Annotated in this window: 20 protein-coding genes and 1 pseudogene; 11 read left to right on the top strand and 10 right to left on the bottom strand. The window is 32.6% G+C overall.

What is annotated here, in order from left to right; translation table 11 throughout:
• Positions 1–18: 18 nt before the first annotated feature.
• Complete coding sequence (locus tag G7A72_RS16030) at positions 19–1,167, top strand: cytochrome-c peroxidase (protein WP_165153406.1); 1,149 nt, start codon at positions 19–21, stop codon at positions 1,165–1,167.
• 706 nt (positions 1,168–1,873) lie between these two features.
• On the opposite strand, the gene G7A72_RS16025 is transcribed toward G7A72_RS16030, so the two are convergent.
• From G7A72_RS16025 to G7A72_RS16010, 4 genes are all read right to left on the bottom strand, one after another.
• Complete coding sequence (locus tag G7A72_RS16025) at positions 1,874–4,606, bottom strand: HAD-IC family P-type ATPase (RefSeq protein WP_165153404.1); 2,733 nt, start codon at positions 4,604–4,606, stop codon at positions 1,874–1,876.
• A 74-nt stretch (positions 4,607–4,680) separates the two neighbouring features.
• A complete protein-coding gene (locus G7A72_RS16020) occupies positions 4,681–5,115 on the bottom strand; it encodes a phosphate-starvation-inducible PsiE family protein (protein WP_113666601.1) in 435 nt (144 codons plus the stop codon).
• 475 nt (positions 5,116–5,590) lie between these two features.
• On the bottom strand, positions 5,591–6,406 hold the full coding sequence (locus G7A72_RS16015; protein WP_241258508.1) for an IS3 family transposase: 816 nt from the start codon (positions 6,404–6,406) through the stop codon (positions 5,591–5,593).
• A 23-nt stretch (positions 6,407–6,429) separates the two neighbouring features.
• Positions 6,430–6,708 (bottom strand): transposase, encoded by a 279-nt coding sequence (locus G7A72_RS16010; protein ID WP_165151468.1) that lies wholly within the window; start codon positions 6,706–6,708, stop codon positions 6,430–6,432.
• 103 nt (positions 6,709–6,811) lie between these two features.
• On the opposite strand from G7A72_RS16010, the gene G7A72_RS16005 reads away from it, so the two are divergent.
• Positions 6,812–7,258 carry a hypothetical protein gene (locus G7A72_RS16005; RefSeq protein ID WP_165153402.1) on the top strand — a complete coding sequence of 149 codons (447 nt, stop codon included), beginning with the start codon at positions 6,812–6,814 and terminating at the stop codon, positions 7,256–7,258.
• Here G7A72_RS16005 and G7A72_RS16000 read toward each other — a convergent pair.
• The 3 genes from G7A72_RS16000 to G7A72_RS15990 form a co-directional block, all read right to left on the bottom strand.
• Complete coding sequence (locus G7A72_RS16000; protein ID WP_113666603.1) at positions 7,255–8,013, bottom strand: response regulator transcription factor; 759 nt, start codon at positions 8,011–8,013, stop codon at positions 7,255–7,257. The two genes, G7A72_RS16005 and G7A72_RS16000, sit on opposite strands and share 4 nt — an antisense overlap.
• Positions 8,014–8,341: 328 nt before the next feature.
• Entirely contained in the window at positions 8,342–9,157 is an 816-nt protein-coding gene (locus G7A72_RS15995; RefSeq protein WP_241258541.1) for an IS3 family transposase, read from the bottom strand.
• A 23-nt stretch (positions 9,158–9,180) separates the two neighbouring features.
• Positions 9,181–9,459: a transposase gene (locus G7A72_RS15990; protein ID WP_165151468.1), complete on the bottom strand. Its 279-nt coding sequence runs from the start codon at positions 9,457–9,459 to the stop codon at positions 9,181–9,183.
• A gap of 267 nt (positions 9,460–9,726) precedes the next feature.
• Between G7A72_RS15990 and G7A72_RS15985 the strand changes: the two genes are divergently transcribed.
• The 9 genes and pseudogenes from G7A72_RS15985 to G7A72_RS15940 all read left to right on the top strand — a co-directional run bounded on the left by G7A72_RS15985 (position 9,727) and on the right by G7A72_RS15940 (position 17,870).
• A complete protein-coding gene (locus G7A72_RS15985; RefSeq protein ID WP_165153400.1) occupies positions 9,727–10,146 on the top strand; it encodes a hypothetical protein in 420 nt (139 codons plus the stop codon).
• A gap of 194 nt (positions 10,147–10,340) precedes the next feature.
• Positions 10,341–11,594: an ETX/MTX2 family pore-forming toxin gene (locus G7A72_RS15980; protein ID WP_165153398.1), complete on the top strand. Its 1,254-nt coding sequence runs from the start codon at positions 10,341–10,343 to the stop codon at positions 11,592–11,594.
• A 52-nt stretch (positions 11,595–11,646) separates the two neighbouring features.
• Positions 11,647–11,979, top strand: a complete 333-nt coding sequence (locus G7A72_RS15975; protein WP_165153396.1) for a hypothetical protein — start codon at positions 11,647–11,649, stop codon at positions 11,977–11,979.
• A 164-nt stretch (positions 11,980–12,143) separates the two neighbouring features.
• The gene (locus G7A72_RS15970; protein ID WP_165153394.1) at positions 12,144–13,076 is read left to right on the top strand and encodes a hypothetical protein; all 933 of its coding nucleotides are present in this window, start codon (positions 12,144–12,146) and stop codon (positions 13,074–13,076) included.
• Positions 13,077–13,250: 174 nt separating this feature from the next.
• Positions 13,251–13,648: pseudogene (locus G7A72_RS16800) on the top strand (hypothetical protein).
• Between the two features lie 185 nt (positions 13,649–13,833).
• Entirely contained in the window at positions 13,834–14,439 is a 606-nt protein-coding gene (locus tag G7A72_RS15955) for a hypothetical protein (RefSeq protein WP_165153392.1), read from the top strand.
• 815 nt (positions 14,440–15,254) lie between these two features.
• Complete coding sequence (locus G7A72_RS15950) at positions 15,255–16,013, top strand: metallophosphoesterase (protein WP_165153390.1); 759 nt, start codon at positions 15,255–15,257, stop codon at positions 16,011–16,013.
• Between the two features lie 100 nt (positions 16,014–16,113).
• On the top strand, positions 16,114–17,106 hold the full coding sequence (locus tag G7A72_RS15945) for a MarR family transcriptional regulator (RefSeq protein WP_165153388.1): 993 nt from the start codon (positions 16,114–16,116) through the stop codon (positions 17,104–17,106).
• Entirely contained in the window at positions 17,100–17,870 is a 771-nt protein-coding gene (locus G7A72_RS15940) for a hypothetical protein (protein ID WP_165153386.1), read from the top strand. Before G7A72_RS15945 ends, G7A72_RS15940 begins: the two co-directional genes overlap by 7 nt.
• A 604-nt stretch (positions 17,871–18,474) precedes the next feature.
• Here G7A72_RS15940 and G7A72_RS15935 read toward each other — a convergent pair.
• The 3 genes from G7A72_RS15935 to G7A72_RS15925 form a co-directional block, all read right to left on the bottom strand.
• A complete protein-coding gene (locus G7A72_RS15935) occupies positions 18,475–19,854 on the bottom strand; it encodes a Gfo/Idh/MocA family protein (protein WP_165153384.1) in 1,380 nt (459 codons plus the stop codon).
• A gap of 99 nt (positions 19,855–19,953) precedes the next feature.
• Positions 19,954–21,294 (bottom strand): DUF3472 domain-containing protein, encoded by a 1,341-nt coding sequence (locus G7A72_RS15930; protein WP_241258540.1) that lies wholly within the window; start codon positions 21,292–21,294, stop codon positions 19,954–19,956.
• Positions 21,295–21,395: 101 nt separating this feature from the next.
• The gene (locus tag G7A72_RS15925; RefSeq protein WP_165153382.1) at positions 21,396–23,093 is read right to left on the bottom strand and encodes a RagB/SusD family nutrient uptake outer membrane protein; all 1,698 of its coding nucleotides are present in this window, start codon (positions 23,091–23,093) and stop codon (positions 21,396–21,398) included.
• Positions 23,094–23,098: the final 5 nt, after the last annotated feature.

Raw genomic sequence — 23,098 nt, 5'->3', positions numbered from 1 at the left:
TATTAATAGTAGTTACAAATGAAAATAAAACACATCATACTTCCGATCGCCTTGTTGATTTTTTTATCCGCCTACAAAACAGACGATGAAAATGAATATATTGACATACAGGATTTAAGGCAACTTTATTCCAGCGGGAATCCAGCGTCATGGCCAAAACCTACTTTGGACAAGAATGTAGACAAAACCACTTTTCAAGATATTGGACCACTGCCGGAAATGACTTATCCGGAGCACAATAAATACTCAAAAGAAAAAGCTTTTTTGGGTAAAACATTATTCTTTGACCCCCGATTATCTGTTAGCGGACAAATCGCATGTGCTTCCTGCCACAATCCTGAATTGGGCTGGACGGATAATTTGACGCGCTCTTTTGGTCACAATAGACAAAACGGAAAAAGAAACTCCATGACCATCTTAAATTCAGGTTATGCCAAAACATTATTTTGGGATGGGCGTGCTTCCAGCTTAGAAGATCAAGCGCAGTTTCCTATTGCAGATCCTTTAGAAATGAATGAAAAGTTGACCATTGCTGTAGATAAAATTGTTGCTGTAAAAGGTTATGGCAAATTGTTTACAGAAGCTTTTGGTGACGAAAAAGTTACTTTACAAAGAATTCAATACGCGATTGCTACTTTTGAACGCACTATAAAAAGCCCGAAAAGTAAATTTGACAATTTTGTCAGCGGAAAATCGGAGGCGTTTACGGATCAACAAGTAACGGGACTGCATTTGTTTAGAACCAAAGCGCAATGCATTAACTGTCACAATACACCTTATTTTAGCGACAATCAATTCCACAATGACGGACAATCATTGTTCGGGACTAAGGATGAAGATTTTGGTCGATACAATGTTACTGGAGACAAAAAAGATCTTGGAAAATTTAGAACGCCAACCTTAAGAGAGGTCGCCAATACAAGACCTTGGATGCATCACGGACATTTTCCAAGTATATTGGATGTGGTTGAATTTTATAATTTAGGAAATCCTGCTGCTATTCAAAAAAAATATCTAGGAACTGCGCGCGATTCTTTGATTCCTGTAACTTCTCCAATTCTTAAAAAATTGGATTTGAACAGAGCCGAAATCAATGCACTTTTAGCTTTTATTGAAACACTAAGCACTCCAAACGGCCGAATAGCAACACCAAAAATGCCCGAATAAGATTTTATAAAAGTATATTTCAATAATCATCATTAACATTAACAATATTATAATAATCTTCAATAAAATTTGCTAGGCTTTTCAAGACTGCTCATTATGAAGAAGGCTAATCCATATTTTGATAAGTCTTCACATTTTTGATATCTTTATTAAGTTGGACATAAATAAGTTAAAATGGATATCTGCTGACGAATAAATTTAATGTTGTCATTGGCTAAATTAAATGGATGAAAGCATACTCAAATGCTTTGAATCTTGCAGAAAATAATTCGAGAATTTTCCCGAAATGGTCCCAAATAAAAAAGAAAAGCCTACAAAATACTAATTTTGCAGGCTTTTTTTGGTTCGACAAAATCGTCGATAGTTTTAATTGATTAAGAACACTTTATATTTGATGGGTTTACGGTTCAAATCCTTTACAGCATTAAATAAATCATATGTTAAATTTTTAAAAAATATTGAGTGATATCATATCTGTGATAAAGAAAAAAGTACTTAACTCAAGTAACAATTTTTCTTAACTTGCTGTTCTAATTTTCTTAAGATATTCATGATTGCGGCATACCTTGATGAAAAATTATAATGTATTTGTCTTGGAACAAAATAAAGTAGTATGCATAAACCATATATTCTTCATCCTTAAAATAAACTCTTGTTGATTAAAAATTTATCTTTTAATATAAAAACATACCTTTCTCCACAAGTACTACATTTTAATATTATTAAAAAATTTTCTGCGGATCCATTTTTCAATGCTAATAATTATTAGAATGGAAAATGCTACCACAGCAGAAACTCCCCAAGCCTCCGCTTTTAATGGGGATGAATGAAACCAACGATTCATAAATGGAAAATAAACAAAAGCGGTATGAACAAATAGTACTGCTGCAATTCCGATATAAATAGATGGATTGGAGAAAAGCCCAATTTTATTGGCAGAGAAATGAAGAGATCTGCAATCAATAAGATAAAACACCTGAAATAGAACCATTGCTGTAACAGCCATTGTTTGAGCTTCCGAAATTGCTTGTGAATGTCCAATTCCCCTGGTCATTTCAATGTTATATTCCCAAAGAAATAGTCCTATGGTGCCACCTGCCATTACTAGAGAAACCAGTACCATTCTAAAGATTATCAAGGAACTTAACAGTGGTATGTTGGGCTTACGTGGCAGACGATTCATTACATTAGGCTCCATTGCTTCAAGTGCAAGCGGCAATGACAAGGCAACGGCTGTTATTAGATTGATCCATAATACCTGAACAGGCTGCATAGGGATAAGTAGAATTCCCCCTTCTGTGGGAAAGAATAGCACGGCAGTAAAAATAACCAATCCCAATCCTATGCTTGTTGGCAGAAGAAATACAATAGATTTCAAAAGGTTATCAAATACTCTGCGGCCTTCTTCAACAGCGGCCTTGATACTTTCAAAATTATCATCTGCCAAGATCATGTCTGCCGCCTCTTTGGCAACAGCAGTACCACTGATACCCATAGCTATGCCAATATCTGCACGTTTAAGTGCCGGAGCATCATTTACACCGTCTCCTGTCATGGCTACCACTTCCCCGTTGGCCTGAAGGGCTTTTACTAGATTTAATTTATCTTCGGGAGAAACCCGTGCGAAAATATTTGTTTTTTTTACGACCTCCTGAAATTCCTCGGCATTTAAATTCTGAAGTTCCTTTCCCGTGATAACTCTTTCCGCATTTTTAAACCCAAGTTGCAAGCCTATTGCCGTGGCTGTTGACGGATGGTCACCGGTAATCATTTTCACAGTAATACCTGCATTATGGCAGGTTTCTATCGCTTCTTTTACTTCCATCCTTGGAGGGTCACTCATGGCCTGTATCCCTAAAAAATAAAAATCACAAAGATCATCTTCAGTAATGTGCGAAGAATGTTCGGTATCCAATGTTTTGGAAGCGAAAGCTAAGACTCTCATTCCTGTTTCTGCTATTTGTAAAGCCTCCCCTCGTACCAGTTCTGTGTTAAATACAATAGATGAATTATCGCTATTTAATAAAAGGGGAATAACTGATTCAGGTGCGCCTTTAAGATAAATTACTTTTTCACCGGAAGGGGATAAATGAAGAGTAGCCATTATTTTTTTTTCAGAATCAAAGGGTAATTCATCAAGTCTTTGCCATTTGCTTCTTAATTCGTCCTCGCTTATTTCAAATTTCCCCGCTACCGCTATAAGAGCAACCTCGGTCGGATCGCCAACTGCTTTCCAATGTCCTTCTTTAAGCTGAAGTGTTGCGTCATTGCATAGTGCAGCAGCCCGCAGAAGTTCCCCAATTTCGTCATCAGTTGCTTCCTCATCGGAATCGTTTTTTAAAATTTTACCTTTTGTCTTAATACCTACGCCTGTAACATTGAATTTTTGCGCTCCGTTCCAAAGTACCTGCACGGTCATTTCGTTAAGGGTAAGTGTTCCTGTTTTGTCTGAGCAAATAACAGTGGTACTACCCAAGGTTTCTACCGCAGATAAGTGCCTGATAATAGACTGTCTATTTGCCATGCGCTTAACACCGATAGCTGAAGCGATAGTGATAACAGCAGGCAATCCTTCAGGGATAGCTGCTACGGCAAGAATAATGGCAGAAAAAATCGCATCTATCAAAGAATAATTACGAGATATTCCTATAAGAAAAACTAAAATTCCAATAGAGATGATAGATAACGTAATTCCCCTTGCAATTTTTTCAAGAGATTTTGTGAGTGGAGACTTTACAGAGGCTGTGGTTTTTAGCAGTGCGGAAATTTTACCAATCTCGGTTTTGATACCTGTTAAAACAACTACGCCTTCCGCTTTTCCGGAAGTAATCAATGTCCCGCTAAAAACCATATTCCTACGGTCAGCAATTCCAATGTTAGTGGCAATAATATCCGTATTTTTTTCTACCGGTAAAGATTCTCCAGTAAGGACAGATTCATTACACTGCATATTTTTTACGAAAGTAAGCCGCATATCTGCAGATACCTTGTCTCCAGCCTGAAGCAATACATAATCCCCTGGAACAAGATCAGCAGCCGGGATGTTTTTTTGCTTTCCATCTCTCATCACCGTAGCATTTTCAGGCATTAATTGAAGAAGACCCTGAATGGTTTTCCCTGCCTGATATTCTTGAATAAACCCAATAACACCATTGATGATTATTACACTAAACACTACTATTCCATCGGTTATTTTGCCCATGGCTATAGCTAGGATAGTAGCAGCAAGAAGAACATATATTAGCGGGTTCATAAATTGCCGTAACAAAATTTTAAAGGCACTTTCTCTTGTTTGCCTGTACAGTATATTTGAACCAGCTATTTTCATTCGCTTCTCGGCATCTGTTGTACTAATACCTTCAGAAGAAGCATTAAGGCTCTCTAATACATCATTATAAGAAACGGAATGCCATTCATTATTTTGTAGTATATTATCCATAACAACTTCAATTTATAGTTACTTCATTTTTTGAATACAATTGAATCATTCAAATACGTTGTCACTAATTTTGTTTAGGCTTTGTTTTGCGATGCCTTACAAAATTTCAACAAAAAATAACTAAGTCCTAAGGCAGCAATTAATAAAGCTAAACTTATAATAACATTACTATTTGTTTGCTTTATATCCAGTGTGATTATTTTTGTCGAGATAGCGATAATTGAGATCTCTATAATTGGAACAGTAGGAATTGTATTAGATGAAATAATTAATAGCAATGCTTTTATAAGCTCATATCCTACTGCAATAATCAATATTAAATTAAATACCTCGACTAAAGTGGAAACTTCTATCAATAAATAAGGGGGATTAGTAATTTTTTTAAATTCTAAAAAGATAAGTTGTATTGTACCCAGTATTAACATTACAGTCATAATGCTAATTAGAATACGAATTATGTTTTTATTGATACCTATAATTATTCTTGAAAATTGTTCATCACTTTTCATATTATTTCTTTTTAGCAGATTAGAGCTATATATAAATGCTAGGGTTCATCTTAAACATAACTATTTGATTTATTGAAATATAGAAAACTAATTTAGCGATTTAATCTTAAAAAAACAACAAAAATTTTAAAGAGAATGGCAACATATAACTTGGATAATTATGGGTCAGCAGAGAAAGAGTTTACTATAATTTTTTATGAAACAGAATAAAGTAGTCCCATTCCAATTAGAGATACAAAAGGAGAAACGAATTGAAAACATTGAGGTTACTGATAGCGACACCCTTTAATAAATAATTATGGTGGATTTGTCTTGGAACAAAATAAAGTACTTATGAAGTAATATGCTGTACCCATTTTTCAGACAGAAATCTCAACGATTTAAGATAGGTTTTTAGTTTTATATTCTATTATCTTGGTTAAAATCGGAGATAACTTTTGGCTGTTTTAAGAAGCCAAAAAAAGTTATTCTGATTTTATGCCACTTCTTTTTTGTAATAATTATTATAAGGCGTTCCATAATCTAGTGACTGATGAATTCGCCGTGTATTATAAAATTCAAAATAATCTTTGAGTCCTCTATAAAGGCTGATTCCATCAGTATATGCTTGTAAATATACATTCTCGTATTTGACTGTCCTCCATAATCTTTCTATAAAAATGTTGTCAATAGCTCTTCCTTTACCGTCCATAGAAATTTTTATTTCATTGTTTAATAGTACATTGGTGTGAACCTCACTGGTGTATTGACTTCCTTGATCTGTATTGAAAATTTCAGGCACACCATACTTTTGTATAGTTTCTTGCAAAATATCGGCACACCAATCGGCACTCATTGTATTGCTTACACTCCAGTTCAAAACAAATCTTGTATGCAAATCAATAATCGCAGTCAAGTACATAAATCCTTTTGCCATAGGAATATAGGTGATATCTGTTGCCCAAACCTGATTTTTATGGGTAATCTTCAAACCTTTGAGTAAATAAGGGTATTTCTTATGTTCTTTAGTACTCACTGTTGTTGTAGGTTCTCTATAAATGGTTTGCCAATTGATGATTTGCATCAATCGTTTTACCCGTTTGCGATTCACTTTAAAACCTAAATCCTTGAGCCAAAACGTCAGTTTCCTGCAGCCATAAAATGGAGTATTAAAATACTGTTGGTCTAATAATTGCATTATTTTTAAGTTCTCTAAACTTTCCTGTTTTGCTTTATAATAAAGACCGCCACGATGAATTTCTAATAAGCGACATTGTTTGACAATGCTCAATTTATTTTGGGTATCGACCATTTTCACTCGCTCACTGATCGATACTAACCCAGACTTTTTTTTAAAAAGTCATTCTCCAAAGTCAGCTGACCTATTCGAGCATAGAGTTTCTCTGTTGGAATTTCATCTTTGGCAACGAGCGTTTTTTCTGCAGAAAAAACCGCAGAAAGATTCCGTATCGCTTCGGACTTCCACATTGAAATTTGGTTGGGCAGCAACTCGTATTTTTTTGCTAATACCTCGATGGTATCTTTCTCTTTTAAGGCTTCCAAAACAACTTTGGCTTTGAAGTCTTTTCCGAAGGTTCTTCTTGTTCTTGACATATTAGTGCTAATTTAAGCTTTTTATTCCTATCTAAATTAGTCGGGATATATTGTCCGAATTTTGGGGGTCAGCATACACAACAACTTTTTAACCTCTGAAAATGTGGAATCTTATATTCAGGGTCATAAGGTTGCAATTAATGCACTAGACTTTTCTACAGATATCCCACTTGTATTTGATAGAATATGCCAGAAGCATAATATAATGGTATTACATCCGTATAATTTAGGCTGGGGAGGTTTAGTTACTGTTATAGCACCAGATAGTTTATCATTAGATAGTCTAATAAAACCGAACGAAGAATTTAATGAAATAAAAATTGTTAAATATTTTTCTAACTATTTGAAATTTTGGGGGCACCCTCAAAAATGGATAGATGAAATCCTAGAAGAATATTGTAATGAAAAAGAAAAACTATCTCCTCCACAGCTATCTGTAGGTTCATGGATTGTTGCAGGCATGTGCACCCACTTATTATTTAAAATAGCAACAAAAAGAGAGATTAAAAAATTTCCGGAATTCTATTTTTCTTCAATCAATACTGATTAAAAAAGTTTATTATTTATTGCAAAAAAAATAGCTTCAGAAATATTTGAAACCTCAAGTTTGTTTAATATTTTTCTTCTATGAAATTTTACTGTTTCGGGTGATATAAATATATTCTCTGCAATTTCATTAATAGTAGACCCTCTAATAGAAAGCCGTAAAATTTCTTTCTCCCTGTCTGTCAATTTTACTTTTTCTTTAGTTTTCCAAAAATCACCTTTTAAATTATAACTATAAATTTTATTCTCTCCATCCTTATAAATTTTGATATTCCCAGAATCTTGTTCGTTAGATAGGGATATAACACATAATGCTTTCCATATTTTCCCATCATTTGTCAAAAACAACGGTGTTAATGTTTGATTGATTAAGATAGTTTTACCCTCTTGATTGTTTAAATGATAATCATAAGATATGGTGTATAGTTTTCTCTCTTCTAGTGGAATTTTTTCATAAAAATCAAACCCTATTGTATTTATTCTCAAAAGCAAATCTAAATCTTTTTCAACAACATATTTAAAATAAAAAAGGTAACCCATTTCTTTTACTTCTCCTGATGTATGCCCGCATAAAAAAAGAGGATTTTCAGAAACATATTCAAAACCCTTTTCTTGGTAATCGATTAAATATATGCTTTTATAGGTGGTTTTTGCAAAAGCTTTTATTGGCTCTAAATAATCAGCAGTTTTATTTCGATCTTCATTTGAAATGCTATTAATAGTATTTCTTGACGAAAAGAAATCATTTATGTCTCCCATTTTTAAATGTTCTAATTCCAAATTTAGCTTTTTAAAGAAGGATTATACGCTCATACTTATAGTTTAACATATAAAAAAATAGTACAACTACTCTTTTGTGTAATGATTGGGCGACCTAAACTATTTATTTTTGAAAATAAATATATTATATGATACTTAAAAGCACTTATTTAGAAAAACTAAAAACAGAAGAACTATGCTGTACCCATTTTTCAGACAGAAATCTCAACGATTTAAGATAGGTTTTTAGTTTTATATTCTATTATCTTGGTTAAAATCGGAGATAACTTTTGGCTGTTTTAAGAAGCCAAAAAAAGTTATTCTGATTTTATGCCACTTCTTTTTTGTAATAATTATTATAAGGCGTTCCATAATCTAGTGACTGATGAATTCGCCGTGTATTATAAAATTCAAAATAATCTTTGAGTCCTCTATAAAGGCTGATTCCATCAGTATATGCTTGTAAATATACATTCTCGTATTTGACTGTCCTCCATAATCTTTCTATAAAAATGTTGTCAATAGCTCTTCCTTTACCGTCCATAGAAATTTTTATTTCATTGTTTAATAGTACATTGGTGTGAACCTCACTGGTGTATTGACTTCCTTGATCTGTATTGAAAATTTCAGGCACACCATACTTTTGTATAGTTTCTTGCAAAATATCGGCACACCAATCGGCACTCATTGTATTGCTTACACTCCAGTTCAAAACAAATCTTGTATGCAAATCAATAATCGCAGTCAAATACATAAATCCTTTTGCCATAGGAATATAGGTGATATCTGTTGCCCAAACCTGATTTTTATGGGTAATCTTCAAACCTTTGAGTAAATAAGGATATTTCTTATGTTCTTTATTACTCACTGTTGTTTTAGGTTCTCTATAAATGGTTTGCCAATTGATGATTTGCATCAATCGTTTTACCCGTTTGCGATTCACTTTAAAACCTAAATCCTTGAGCCAAAACGTCAGTTTCCTGCAGCCATAAAATGGAGTATTAAAATACTGTTGGTCTAATAATTGCATTATTTTTAAGTTCTCTAAACTTTCCTGTTTTGCTTTATAATAAAGACCGCCACGATGAATTTCTAATAAGCGACATTGTTTGACAATGCTCAATTTATTTTGGGTATCGACCATTTTCACTCGCTCACTGATCGATACTAACCCAGACTTTTTTTTAAAAAGTCATTCTCCAAAGTCAGCTGACCTATTCGAGCATAGAGTTTCTCTGTTGGAATTTCATCTTTGGCAACGAGCGTTTTTTCTGCAGAAAAAACCGCAGAAAGATTCCGTATCGCTTCGGACTTCCACATTGAAATTTGGTTGGGCAGCAACTCGTATTTTTTTGCTAATACCTCGATGGTATCTTTCTCTTTTAAGGCTTCCAAAACAACTTTGGCTTTGAAGTCTTTTCCGAAGGTTCTTCTTGTTCTTGACATATTAGTGCTAATTTAAGCTTTTTATTCCTATCTAAATTAGTCGGGATATATTGTCCGAATTTTGGGGGTCAGCATAGAACTATTAACCTTATCAAATTTTATTGTTAAAGAAAATTTCAAACATCATCTAGGTGCTATCCTTCCTTCTAAATATGAAGAGGAGATCATTTTAATATTCGAAGAGGAGATTAGTTTCAATAAAAATGCAGAAATTTTTGTTTACAAGGACTATTTAGGAAGCATCATAGGTTCTATTCGCATTTTAAAATGGGATTATATAGATGTATTGCCAATTCAAAAAACTTTAACATCAATCCGTTTTCAGTAATTGGTGACATTTCATTAAAAAATGTTTGGCATATAGGGCGATTTGCAATTAAGAAAGAAGTAAGTGATATTAGTTTATTCAAGAAATTAATAATTTGCGCCATTACTCCTGTTTGTCAACACAAGGACAATATAGCCTTTGCTGAATGCGATAGTAAATTACTCCGAATGCTGAAATTATTAGGTATAAAAACTACTATTATAGGAAAATCTATAAATTATTTAGGCTCGGAAACTATACCAATAAGCATGAATTATGATGGCCTTATTAGTTTTTATGAAAAAAATAAAAACTTGATCTCAAACGATATTTTAATTTCTAAAATTAGTAAAATTAACAAAAACTACTCTTTTGTGTAGTATAAAAATTCATAAACAGCAATAGGTTTGTAATTCACAAATATAAATTTTAAGACTTAAACAAAGTACGCTAATGAAAATATTAGATACTAAATAATTGAGTAGCTAAAAAAATCACAAAATCGCAGCTTCAAATCTCTATGTGTTAGTTCAAAAATTAAATAATCAAATATGAATCCTAATGCCTATACTTTATGAAAAAATTCTTTTACCTAATCTTACTTTCAATTTTAATATTTTCCTGCGAAAGGGATGCAATCATTCAGGAAAATATTTCAGGATCTGACATTGATGCTTCTATAAAATCCATGAAGGTCAAATTTAATCTACCTGGAGACACAATTATTCAACTTGATTCAACTAAATTTCCAAAAAAACCAAATAACTTAAGAAGTTTAGCATCAGGCGATACCTATTCGGACTTGTACGAACTAAATGGCATTAACTTTTTTATTCAAACTAAAGATACTTATTTCAGCAAAAATACGTTTCAATCGCAAGGAAAAGGTCAAGAAGTTATATTAGCTCCTTATTCTTCGACTAACCCAAATCAACTTTTCTATTTAAAGTTTCTTCCGCCATCAACTGGTATTTCTTATTTGATTTATTCTACTAATGATGAAGCACCTATCGGAGCAGGTTCATATGCTAATAATCCAAGTAACTATGTTCTTTACACGCAAGCAACAAATAGCAATAGTTTATTCGGTTTTTCATGGGATTTCTCAGCGAATACGACAAACGATGCATTGTATTTTATTAACCAGGATTTGCTTGGTTCTGGTGGTGGCAGCTCATGGGATGTTTATAATTATTATCTAGATGCTACTAATGGTGCAATCGTCTTTGCAAAATCTAACAACTCTTTTGCTCAACAATTTAATATCGTTCCGAATGATATTTTCAAGTTAGAAAGTATTGAGTATGTAAATGATGCTAGCGCTGTATTAAGCAAAATTCCTGACTTTACAACTACCTGGTCATACACAAATGGAACATCTGTGCAGCAAAGCATAACTACAAGTTTTGGACAAAAGGCAGCAAAGACTTCTAATCACACAAACCAAAGCACAATTACAACAAAACTCTCGACAGAAATAGAAGTCAACATACCATTTATAGCAGGTGGTAAAATCAGTACAGAAATTGGAGGTTCATTGCAATATAACTATGGACAGAGTGAAACAACAGAAGATACACGTAATTATGATATTCCCCTTTTAATTCCAGCAAATTCAAGAGTTACTGCCTCTGCTACAGTAACCAGATATAATATGAACGTAAATTACATTGCTACTTTGAGAGGACAAAACACTGAGAAAGTTATTACAGTTAGAGGCATCTGGAGTGGTGTTGATTGTACCGATATAATTGTCAACACTCAACAAACAAATTTGAGAACGAACGTCGTAACAAAAGGTGCTTCTGTTAAGGTAAATAATCACTAATTTACCAAACCTCAAAACCAGTTTATGATTAGAAACCGATTATAAAAATAATATGAATAAAATAAAATACTTCTTCCTGTTAACACTGACACTAATTTCAATTGGCTGCGCCGTACAACGGCAAAGCAAATTTACATCTAAGCCCATAAAACTAGGCATGACCAAAGAAGCGGTTATTACTTTATATGGTAGACCCTATAAGGAAAGTTCATCTATAGATAACAGTCAAAACATGTTGGAAACCTTATATTATAAAGAGCATATATTCCTTCGTCGATGGTATGAGGTAAATAGCATTTTATATTTAGAAAACTCGGTATTAAAATCATTAGAACAAGGTAAAGAACAATTACTTGATAAAAATCGCCAAGTTATAGTTAGATAGTTTTACCAGCGCTATAGTAGCTAGACTACTTTAGCGCTATATTATAAATGCGTTTAAAAGCAAGATGTAGAGCGATAATTCCCTTATTTTATAACCTCTATCGTTTCAAGTATCTGCAAATTGGTATTCATTGTGAAAAATTAGCTGAAAATTATTAAAAAAAAATGAAATTTAAGATAATATTTATCGGAATATTTTTGTCTATTGGATGTATTTCTTGCAGTAATGACAAGGTTGAAATGACTTCAATCCAACCATCAACTAATTTGGTAGAAATGGAAGCCGAAGGAGGTGAAACTGAAATAACGTTCACCAATGTAGATTGGAGCATTACAAAAGTTATCAATAAAGAAGGAAATGTGAATATAGTTGGTGATATATATGCGCAAAATGGAGAAATAATTCAAAATAATAAAATTTTAGTTTTAGAAGACTTAGGAAAAATAGTAGCAAATTGGGAAAATAAAGGATTCACTATTACACGAGAAACTTCATCATCGCTAAAAATCAAATTAAATGAAAATAGTACAGGAGAATCTTTTAATTTCACTTTAGTACTAAATTCTGGTCAAGAAATTAATGTAACTCAAAAAAAATCACAAGGCTACGAATTTAGCAATATCAAATTCAACACAAATGAAGAAGATACAGACTCCCTTTTTGTTCAAAAAGGGGTAACATATAAATTTAATATAAATGAACCTCAATCATTTCGATTTTTACCTTATGATGGGCTAACTATTCAAAATCAATCTCGTTTTGAAAGTCTAGAAAATGATGCTTTTGCATGGCTAGAAAGGGATTCTCTAATGATAAAAGTACCAACTAGCATCTATAACGACGAAATATATTTTGGTGGAGAAAAAAGACTTTATAGCAATATTTGGTCCATTAATCCACACGGTTTTGAAGAAATGGAAACAGTTGCTATTCCTAAGGGGCAATCTGCATTTTCAACTGAAATTGAATTGCTAAAGCGTCAAGTCTCTTATAGGCTTCGTTTAATTAATAACAGAACATTAGAGGAAAAAATCATCGAAGGTAAATGGATCGAAATTGCGCCGACAGGAAAATATTCTATAAATTGGCAAGAATAAAAAAACAAGATAATAAAGATAGCTAAATTGCATTCCATACCCATAAATATAAGCTTGTCCTGTTAGTTGACATAATAAGTTAAAGTGGATATGGGCTTACGAATAAATTTAATGTTTTCATTGGCTTTATTAAATGGATGACGGCATACTCAAATGCTTTAAATCTTGCAGAAAATGGTTCGAGAATTGTCCCGACAGGGTCAGAACCGTGAAATTAACCATTGGAGAGAATTTTACGAAGAACTTATAGAAGGCAAGGCCGAGTTATTATCAAAAGAGGACTTCCCATATGTCAACTACAATCTACTTGGTAGAGCTACGACACCCGTAAAAGAACAGCTGGTTGGAATTGTCCCGAAATATTGCAGTATGATATTTTAGAACTTTTACCAAACGTAGAACAACGCAAAGAACTTTTGGCACTGAAGAATCAAGGAGATACAGAGTACATAAAATGGGCAGATAGAGAACTAATTGACTGTTTAGGACACGATAAAAGAACTAAGAAGAAACTCTATGATATTCGTCAACATACAAAGTGGGCTTTAAACATGAAATGGAGTAAAGAATAATATAATTTATCATTTATAAATTGAATGTTTTTATAATATACTAAAATACAACACAGTAAACCAAAATATACATAATAAACCAATCAAGTTTATTATGCATATTTTGGTTTATTAAATAGGAATTATTTGCATATTCATTATATTATAAATTTAATAATTGAAATATATTATTAAATTTGAATTTTATGAAAAGCTATATGACACAGTGGAATCAGATCTTTAATTATTGGAAAGGCTTAAATGTGCCTGAAGTGCAAATTAGGGATTTTATAATAGGAGAAAATACAATCAATTCACCTTTGTATGATCTAAAAGAAAATCGTCAGCAATATTTTCAGGAAACACCTTTAAAAGAGACTGCAAGGCATTTGTCAGTTACACTTAAATACAAAGACCAAGAATTAAATGCAGCCTATAAAATTCTTGCTTATATGAAATACCATCAATCTCAAGCACTTTTTCATCCTCTAAAAGAGGTATTAGATAAATTTTATGTGAATCCCTTTCACGGATGGTGGCATTCACAGGCTCGAATAGTATTACCACATTCGGTTGACTACGATTACACAATACAAAGAAATTCCGATGAGGATTGGAGAAATACAATCGCAAATGCAGCCAAAACTTGGAAAGATATTGCAAAAGACTGGGCAATAATAAAAATCCCAGATTTCATGAATTATGATTCCCCGGAATACGAAGCATTTGAAACATTTTCCCATAGGAAGCGCAAGGAAAAAGAATATAGAGAATTTCTCCGCCTAAAAGAAAAATTTGAAAATAATAATTAGAAATAACAAAAGTCTGTTATTTAAAGTCCCTAAATATTCCCGTTAGAAATCAAACCTTAATTAGAATAAAACAGGCAACCTCAATTATACTTATTTATGTTCACAAAAAAAACACTGTTCACGTAAACGTGAACATACAAACAAAGTGAACAAAAAAACACTCAATTTTTCAAACACTAGAATCAAATCATATTTTCGTATTACGAAATGAGCGTAAAGGAAATTTCATAAAGACGCAAATGATGATACATGCAAAACAAAATTCGCTAGCATAAAAAAAAAGTATTATCAGTATGATAATTTCAGTAATTTCTGTCTGTATTTATTTAATACATATAACTGAATAACAATACCTTAAACCTATATTTCAACAATAACCAATTAGATTTATTATCTATTTTTCGCTTTATTAAAAACCATAAAATGAAGTTTAAGTAAATCGCTAATAACGGCTATAATCGCCGTTATTAGAATAATTTGCAAATTAAACAATCTATATATTCTTCTAAGTTTTCTGAATCATATCGCATATTGCGATATGCAATATATCTAATTTTATACCCGATAAGGTATAAATATTGTGATGATACTTAATTTTTAATATTTCTTTTTGTAATGGAAAATATTTTCTTAAAATAGTCTTTTACTGGAAAATAATAACGCTTAATGCTTTTGAAATTCATTTTAGTGGAAAAAAGTAATCATTTTCAAATTTCACAGTTTACCTATACTGGAAAATATTTTCCCAAAAATACCTTTTTAGTGAAAAATTAAATCCATTTATTTAACTTAGATCACCACTAATGGAAAATAATATGAAAATTCAATACTGTTCAGATCTACATCTTGAATTCCCTGACAACAAAAAGTATATTCTTCAAAACCCAATAAAGCCAGAAGGAGAAATTCTAATATTGGCTGGGGATATTGTGCCTTTTACAATAATGGATAAACATCAAGATTTCTTCGACTATATTTCTGAGCATTTCAAATTAACTTTTTGGATACCCGGAAATCATGAATATTACTACTATAATATTGCCGAGAAAAGTGGTGTTTTGGATGAACAAATCAGAGACAATGTATTTTTGGTAAACAATTGTGCCAAAGAAATTTCTGGAGTGAAATTTGTATTCTCTACCTTGTGGTCGAATATTCCTCCTGCCAAATATTGGTTAATTAAAGAAAGTTTATCTGACTTTAAAGTCATAAAATGTAATGAGCATCTTTTAAATCCGGATGATTACAATAAGTTACATCAAGACAGTATAGAGTTTCTCCATAAGGCATTGGAAAATGACACATCTAAAAAAACGATTGTTATCACGCATCATGCGCCTACATTTATCAATTACCCTGAAAAACATGCCGATAGTAAAATCAATGAGGCTTTCGCTTCTGAATTGACTGATTTTATTGAAGATAACAACGTAGCATATTGGATTTATGGACATCATCACACCAACGTCAATGATTTCATAGTTGGAAATACAAAATTATTAACAAACCAATTAGGATATGTCAAGTACAATGAGAATATAGGATATAGTAACAGAGCTATTATTTCAATATAAATAATCAATATTAATAATATAATAAATTGATATTTAAAATAATAAACCTATATTTGCACAATAAACCAATCTAGTTTATTATAACAATTATTAGTTTATTATGGAAAAATTAAAAGAATACATCCATCAAATACTAGGAAAAGACCTTGAAATAAAAGAGTTATCAAAAGATTACACCAATAAATTACCGTTCCTTTTCAAAAACAATTTTAATTTTTATGTCACTCATTTACACAATCACGAATTAATTTTAGTACAGGTTAATAAAGAAGATGCCTTCAATGCTGCACAATTAAGACAACAAGTTTTAGCAATCCAAAAAGTATTAGACAAAAGAATTATTATTGTTACTGAAGACATCACGGCTATAAACCGGAAAAGACTTATTGACCAAAAAATTAGTTTCATAGTTCCGGGAAAACAAATGTTTCTTGCTGAATTACTTATTGATATTCAAGATTTTAATAAGGACAAAGCATTTCAAAAAGAATTCCTGCTGTTACCTTCCTCTCAATTAATTTTGCTATATCAAATACTGCACAGAGAAGATAATTTAAGTCAATATACCTTCAAAGAACTGGCAGAAAAATTCCAATACACACAAATGGGAATAACAAAAGCAATTGAAAATTTGAAAAGATTAGCTATTGTTGAGGTTGTTGGAACTAAAGAAAAAAATATTGTGTTTGAAACTGATATACAAAAACTTTGGAAAAGTATTGAAAAACATCTTGTAAATCCAGTGCTAAAAACACTTTATGTAGATGAAAAACCAACAATAAAAATGTATTGCTCTAACGCTACGGCATTGGAAGAATACAGTGATATGAATCCAAGTAGATTGGAGTATTTTGCCATAGAAAAAAGCAAATTCTATGAGTTAGAAAAAACAAACCAATTAGTAAATCTAAATAATGAAAGCGGAAACTATGCTTTAGAAGTTTGGAAATATAATCCGGAATTAATCACAAAAGGAATCACCAAGAAAAATAATGTAGATCCATTGTCTTTATACATTAGCTTGAAAAATGGGTTTATTGACGAAAGAACAGATATGGCATTAGACCAAATAATAGAAAAATACACATGGTAAGAGGTTTAGAAATTTTCAGACAACATTTTAAAGATTTCACAGATAATTATATAATCATCGGAGGAACTGCTTGTGACATAATCATTGACAATATTGGTTTAACACCAAGAGCAACAAAAGACATTGATATAATTTTAGTTATTGAAGCATTAAGCCCGGAATTTGTAGCTCATTTTTGGGAATTCATAAAACAAGGAAATTATGAAGTCAAAGAGAAAAGCGAAGACGACAGAAAATATTATCGTTTTCAAAAACCACAACTGGAACACTTCCCTTTTCAAATTGAATTATTCTCAAGAATACCCGATTTATTAGATTTGGACGAAGGAACACACCTAACTCCAATTCCAGTTGACACGGAGATTTCAAGTTTATCAGCAATACTAATGGATGATGATTATTACAATTTCACAATCCAACACAGTCAATTAGACAACAGTATACATTTGGCAAATACAGAAGCCTTGATAGGATTAAAAGCCAAAGCATTTCTAGATTATAAAATCCGAAAAGAAAACGGAGAAAAAATTGATGAAAAGCAATTGAAAAAACATAAAATGGATATTTTTAGATTACTTCTATTATTAACATCTAAAGATAATTTTACCATTGTCGGAAGCATTAAATCTGATATAGCAAATTTCGCTGAAATCGTAAAAAATGATTTGCCAGATAAACAAATTTTTAAAGAAATGGGAGCTGGAAACGTGGATGTACAAGACTTATTTGGACAATTAATTAGAGCTTTTAATTTGTACATTTAAACTGAATTTCCCATGGATAGTTTTCTCATATCATTTAAAAAATGGTTCGAAAATTGTCCCGACAGGGTCACACTGTCAAGTAATTATTAAAAAGACCATAATGCTATTCGAACCAATGCTAATTTAAAATCAATAATTTAATATCTCACTAAATTTCTTCAAAAGAAATCTCTACAAGGTTGTAGTTTTATTATAGAAAATTTTGACAAATAAGATATTCAAATCAAAAATTTTCACTTTACAATTTTATCCGTCCAAAGATCGTCATAAACAGAAATTTTCTTATAATAATCTTCTAGAAATTCATTAGACTTTTAAGCTTGCTCGATCTTTAATTTATAAACATAATAATTTGCTTCAAAAGATGACTTTAAAAAACAAAAGTTTCAATAAATACATTCTTAACTTTGTCTTCAATATTAGTTGGTACATCCAAAGTGATAAAATAGTATAGTAGTGAAAGAATCAAATCAATTTTAAAAGGAATGAGCCCGATAAATCATCGAGCTCATTTTACACAAATTAGTTATAAGATCATCCCACTTTTTGGATTCCGTCTATCAATGTAGAAACCCTCTTTTTTAAATGACATTATATTTATTTTTTATTTAGAGAACTCTAAACCTTTTAATTTTTGCCATCCTCCACGAGTGAAATCAGGAATCTCAACTGGTGCTGAATTATTATCAAGAGATTTTTCTGTTAACGGACCAAGACAAGACCATTCTGCCAAATCGTAAACATCCATATCTAATGGAAGTCCGTTTTGTAAACAATAAATCAAACGGTAATCCATTATAAAGTCCATCCCGCCATGACCGCCAACTTTTTTGGCTTTTTCTTCAATTCCAGCTACAATTGGGTGTTTGTATTTTTCCATTAAAGCTTTTTTCACGTCAGCAGGAACGTAGCTGTGAGCGTTCAATTTTTCATGATTTGGAGCAACATCAGAACCTACTACTTTTGAATCCAAAGCATATCCTTCAACAGGATATTTATTGGCAAACCCTTTTGTTCCGCTAAGTTGATACATACGGCTGTACGGACGTGGCGAAGTTACATCATGTTGAATTTGGATGGTTTTTCCTTTTTCGGTACGAATCATAGTCATGGTATGATCTCCATTTCTAAAGTCAGTAACTTCTATTCCTGATTTTTCTTTAATATAAGCAGGATTACCAACGGCTTTAGTATCCATAGAAACTAAAAAATTCATTTTGTCACCACGGTGAATATTCAATGCTTGACACGCTGGTCCCATTCCATGGGTTGCGTAAATATCGCCACGGTGTTTTCTATTGTAATCCATACGCCAGTTATTCCAATATTCGCCCCAGAAAGGCTGAAGTCCGTGAATATAAGCCCCTTCAGCATGCATGATTTCTCCAAACAATCCTTGTTGAGCCATATTTAATGTCGTCAATTCGAAAAAGTCATACACACAATTTTCCAATTGCATGCAGTGCTTACGTGTTTTTTCAGAAGTATTGATTAGGTCCCAAATTTCTTCCATCGTCATGGCTCCTGGAACTTCAATGGCTACGTTTTTACCATCTTTCATGGCTTGAACGCCAATTTTTGCATGGTTCTTCCAATCGGTTGCTACGTATACAAGATCTACATTAGGAAGTGCAGTTACTTTTCTCCAAGCATTTTCATCTCCAAAAAATTCTTTCGCTTTAGGAAGTCCCGCTTTAGTAAGAATTTCATTTGCGGATTTGGTGTTGGTTTCTAGCATATCGCATAATGCTATAATCTCAACACCCGGAATATGGGTCATACGTTCTACAGCACCCGGACCACGCATTCCTAAACCGATGAAGGCGATACGAACCGTAGGAATGGGAGCTGTAGCAAGACGCAAAACATCCGTTTGCCCTTTAGCACGTTTTGGAGCTGGGGTTTTAATCATTTGAGCCGATACATTTGCCCATCCTACAAAGAGAAAGGAAATAAGCAGCACTTTAAAAATACTAGTTTTCATAATTTTATTTATTTATTAAAAAAAGGAAGATAATCAAGCTGTAGATTACCCATTCTGCAATACTCTATTATTATTTTTAGCTTAAACCGTGAGTACTCTTTACGGTAATGCATTAAAATCAATATCAGGACTTTTTTGATGTAATGGTCTTGTAAAAACGCTTTGTGCTTTGGTAAAATTATTAAAAAAGCCTCCGTTCTTCAAATAGAATGATTCGTTATTTAGCAGACCACCGGAATAATCCATACGGTATCCTATAGTGCCCGTGTTGTCTGTTGTAAATTTTGCGGAGTTTATCTCTGTCCAATTTCCGTTTGCGTCACAATACCATTGATTACCGAATAATACTTCGCGAGATTTATTCCCTTGTTCCGGAGAAAAATTTTCTAAGAACGAATGAAATCGTTTTAAATAAGTATTAGTTTCCGGACGATTAAAGCTGGCTATTAATTGCCAATGGTTTAATTCGGGTGCAAAAAAGTAAGCGGTATAGGTCGTTGAATTATCGTTTTGAGGAATTCCACGGAGTAAAAATTTATACGTGCTTCCAGCGATCCAATTGTACTTCAAATAACTTTGTCCACCGGAACCCTCATTGCCAAATTCTCCTGTTGTTACTCCTGCTCCTTTTTTAAGAAGTTTAATTTTTTTAGAATCTGGAATAGTTGCCGGATCATCCGTTACAAATGGGCTCCAAACAGAGAATAATACTCTTCGCTCTGTATCCGAATTAACTTGAATACCAAAATAGCCTTCTGCAAATCCATTTGCCATATAATAAGAACCTATAATATCTTGGCCTGTTGGTACCGTAACTTCGTTGTAATACCATTCAATAGTTGCATCTGTTGACACTTGATAATTTAAGTGTACGGAAGGTCCTCTTCTTCCCCAATGATAAAAACTACCTTCGTCATTTTGAACAAATGCAATTTTGTCTTTAGCTATCGAACTGTTAATTGTTACGCTTGAAATAGAAGGAAAATTACTTTTATTCTTGCTGATTCCTTTTATTTTTAAAGCAACATAACCGGGTTCAGTAATTTCCCAACGTCCTATTTGGTACGAATCTTTTTTGGTGTCGTTGAATTCAACTCTCTTGGATTCATTGTTAATGGTGAATTCTAAAGTTGATTTCCCAAGAACTACCAATGACGCCTTATCTATTGAGAATTGGAATACTCCCGGTTCAGCAATTCGAAAGTATGCGGTAAAATATTCTTCAGAATTGGTCCAATACTCAACTCCATTTTTTGTAATGGTTTCAACTTCTCCAAATGGGATTGAACTAAAAGCATTTCCACCAAGAGGTAAAGAAAATTCAGTTATCATTTTAGAATCGTCCTCACCAATAACTCCAGTTCTTTCACTACTGCTGCAAGAAGTAAATGGAATCAATAATATGATTGCTGCTAGTTTTGTAAAGAATCTTTTTTTCATCTTTAATTTTTTATACTTATTTCTATTCAGGAATTTACCTTTTCTGACACCTTTTATACTTAACTAAATGGACGTTTTAACAACATCATTCTAACCTTCTATTATTGATTTTGGGTTAGCGTTCCGGGATAAGCATTTATTTCTGATTGAGGAATGTATTGTATTACACGTAAACTTGATGCAGGAATATCTTCCATTGCTCGGTGTGGTCCTGGATAATGACGTTTCATTGTTTGTCCGTTTCTATATACATCATAGCCTCTATGTGCTTCGAAGGCTAATTCTAATTGACGTTCTTCATCAATAAGTTGAATAGCATTAGCACTAGTTAATGTAGTGTATCCAGCACCAGGAATTGATCTTTCTCTTACTATATTTAGATTGATGCGAGCATTTGTGTAATCTCCTTTTTTCGCATACGCTTCTGCCATATTCAAATACATTTCAGACAATCTTGAAATGATTGGAGAATGAAGATGCGAATCATTATCCTGTAGAGAACATTTAGTGATATAATACATTGGATATACACGGTTAAGCAACATCATAAAATCTTTTTCACCAACATACGTTTTTCCTTTATAAACAATTGAATAGCTATTCTCCGTAGCATCAACTTCTGTCAGATCGTATTTTTCTGTTCCAATATTGATATAGAATGTATCATCAGCATTACGTTTCAAAGGTTGTTGCAAATAGTTATAACCCGTTTGTACTCCACTGGCATTATAAGAATCATGTACAAAACGGAATGCTTCTGTTTTATTATTTGATGCATCAACTGAATATTGTGGCTCAATAAATGCCCAGCGAGCATCATTTTTCTTCCCTGACTTATGTAGTAAATCTAAATATTTAGCACTAGCATACATTTCGCCCCAACCTTGGCCTTGAATATTGGCATACATACCACCAATACCATAATAATGATCGAAACCGGAGAACTCTGAAGCCACACGTTTAACAGCGAAAATTGTTTCAGTCTGTCCGGTAGCATCAGGAGCAAAGGTGTTGTATTTCATAAAATCACCTCTGCTAAGCAAATTATAATTTCCACTTGAAATTACTTTATTTGCATACTCTATGGCAAGAGAAGCATATTCTTGATTTGGATTTTGGTAGGTACCACTCATATACAAATATATTCTTGATAGCATTGCTTGCGCAGCTTCCTTGGTTGCATAAGTCGCACTGCGTTTTACGGTCATTAACGTTTCTGCTTTTTTCAAATCATTTATTGCTTGTTGATAACTATCTTTAATTGTGGATCTGTCTGGTAGACGTAAATTATCGATGTCAGCAGGCATTCCGTTTACAATAGGTACTCCCAAATTAGACTCAGGGGATTGTGAATAAGGTCTGCCGTAGGTACGAGATAAATAAAAGTAAATCATTCCTCTTAAATAATAAGCCTCACCCAATTGTTGGTCAATTTGAGCATTTTCCCCTTCTGAAATAATTTTGATTAAGTCACTTGATTGCGAAATAATTTTATAACTGTTATTCCAAAAAACGGATAATCTTCCATTATCTGGTATGTGTTGATACGAAATAAAGGAATAGAATGAATCCGTAGATGTTCCACGTATCATAATATTATCACTCGGATATTCGCCTACTCTGTGCATAACGTCAGACCATCCCTTAAGTTGTGCATAACAACCATTCAAAAGCACTTCGACTGCCGCTTCTTTATCAGCAAGAATTTTATCCTCGGTGTACGAATTAAATGGCTCTCTCTCTAGCTCACAAGAGTATAAGAAACTAATAGTAATGAATAATATAAATATCTTTTTCATAATTT

It is taken from the genome of Flavobacterium sp. Sr18, assembly GCF_011064265.1.
Lineage (GTDB): Bacteria > Bacteroidota > Bacteroidia > Flavobacteriales > Flavobacteriaceae > Flavobacterium > Flavobacterium petrolei.
The sequence above is the reverse complement of the archived record's forward strand: the minus strand, read 5'-3'. Positions and strand labels throughout refer to the sequence as shown.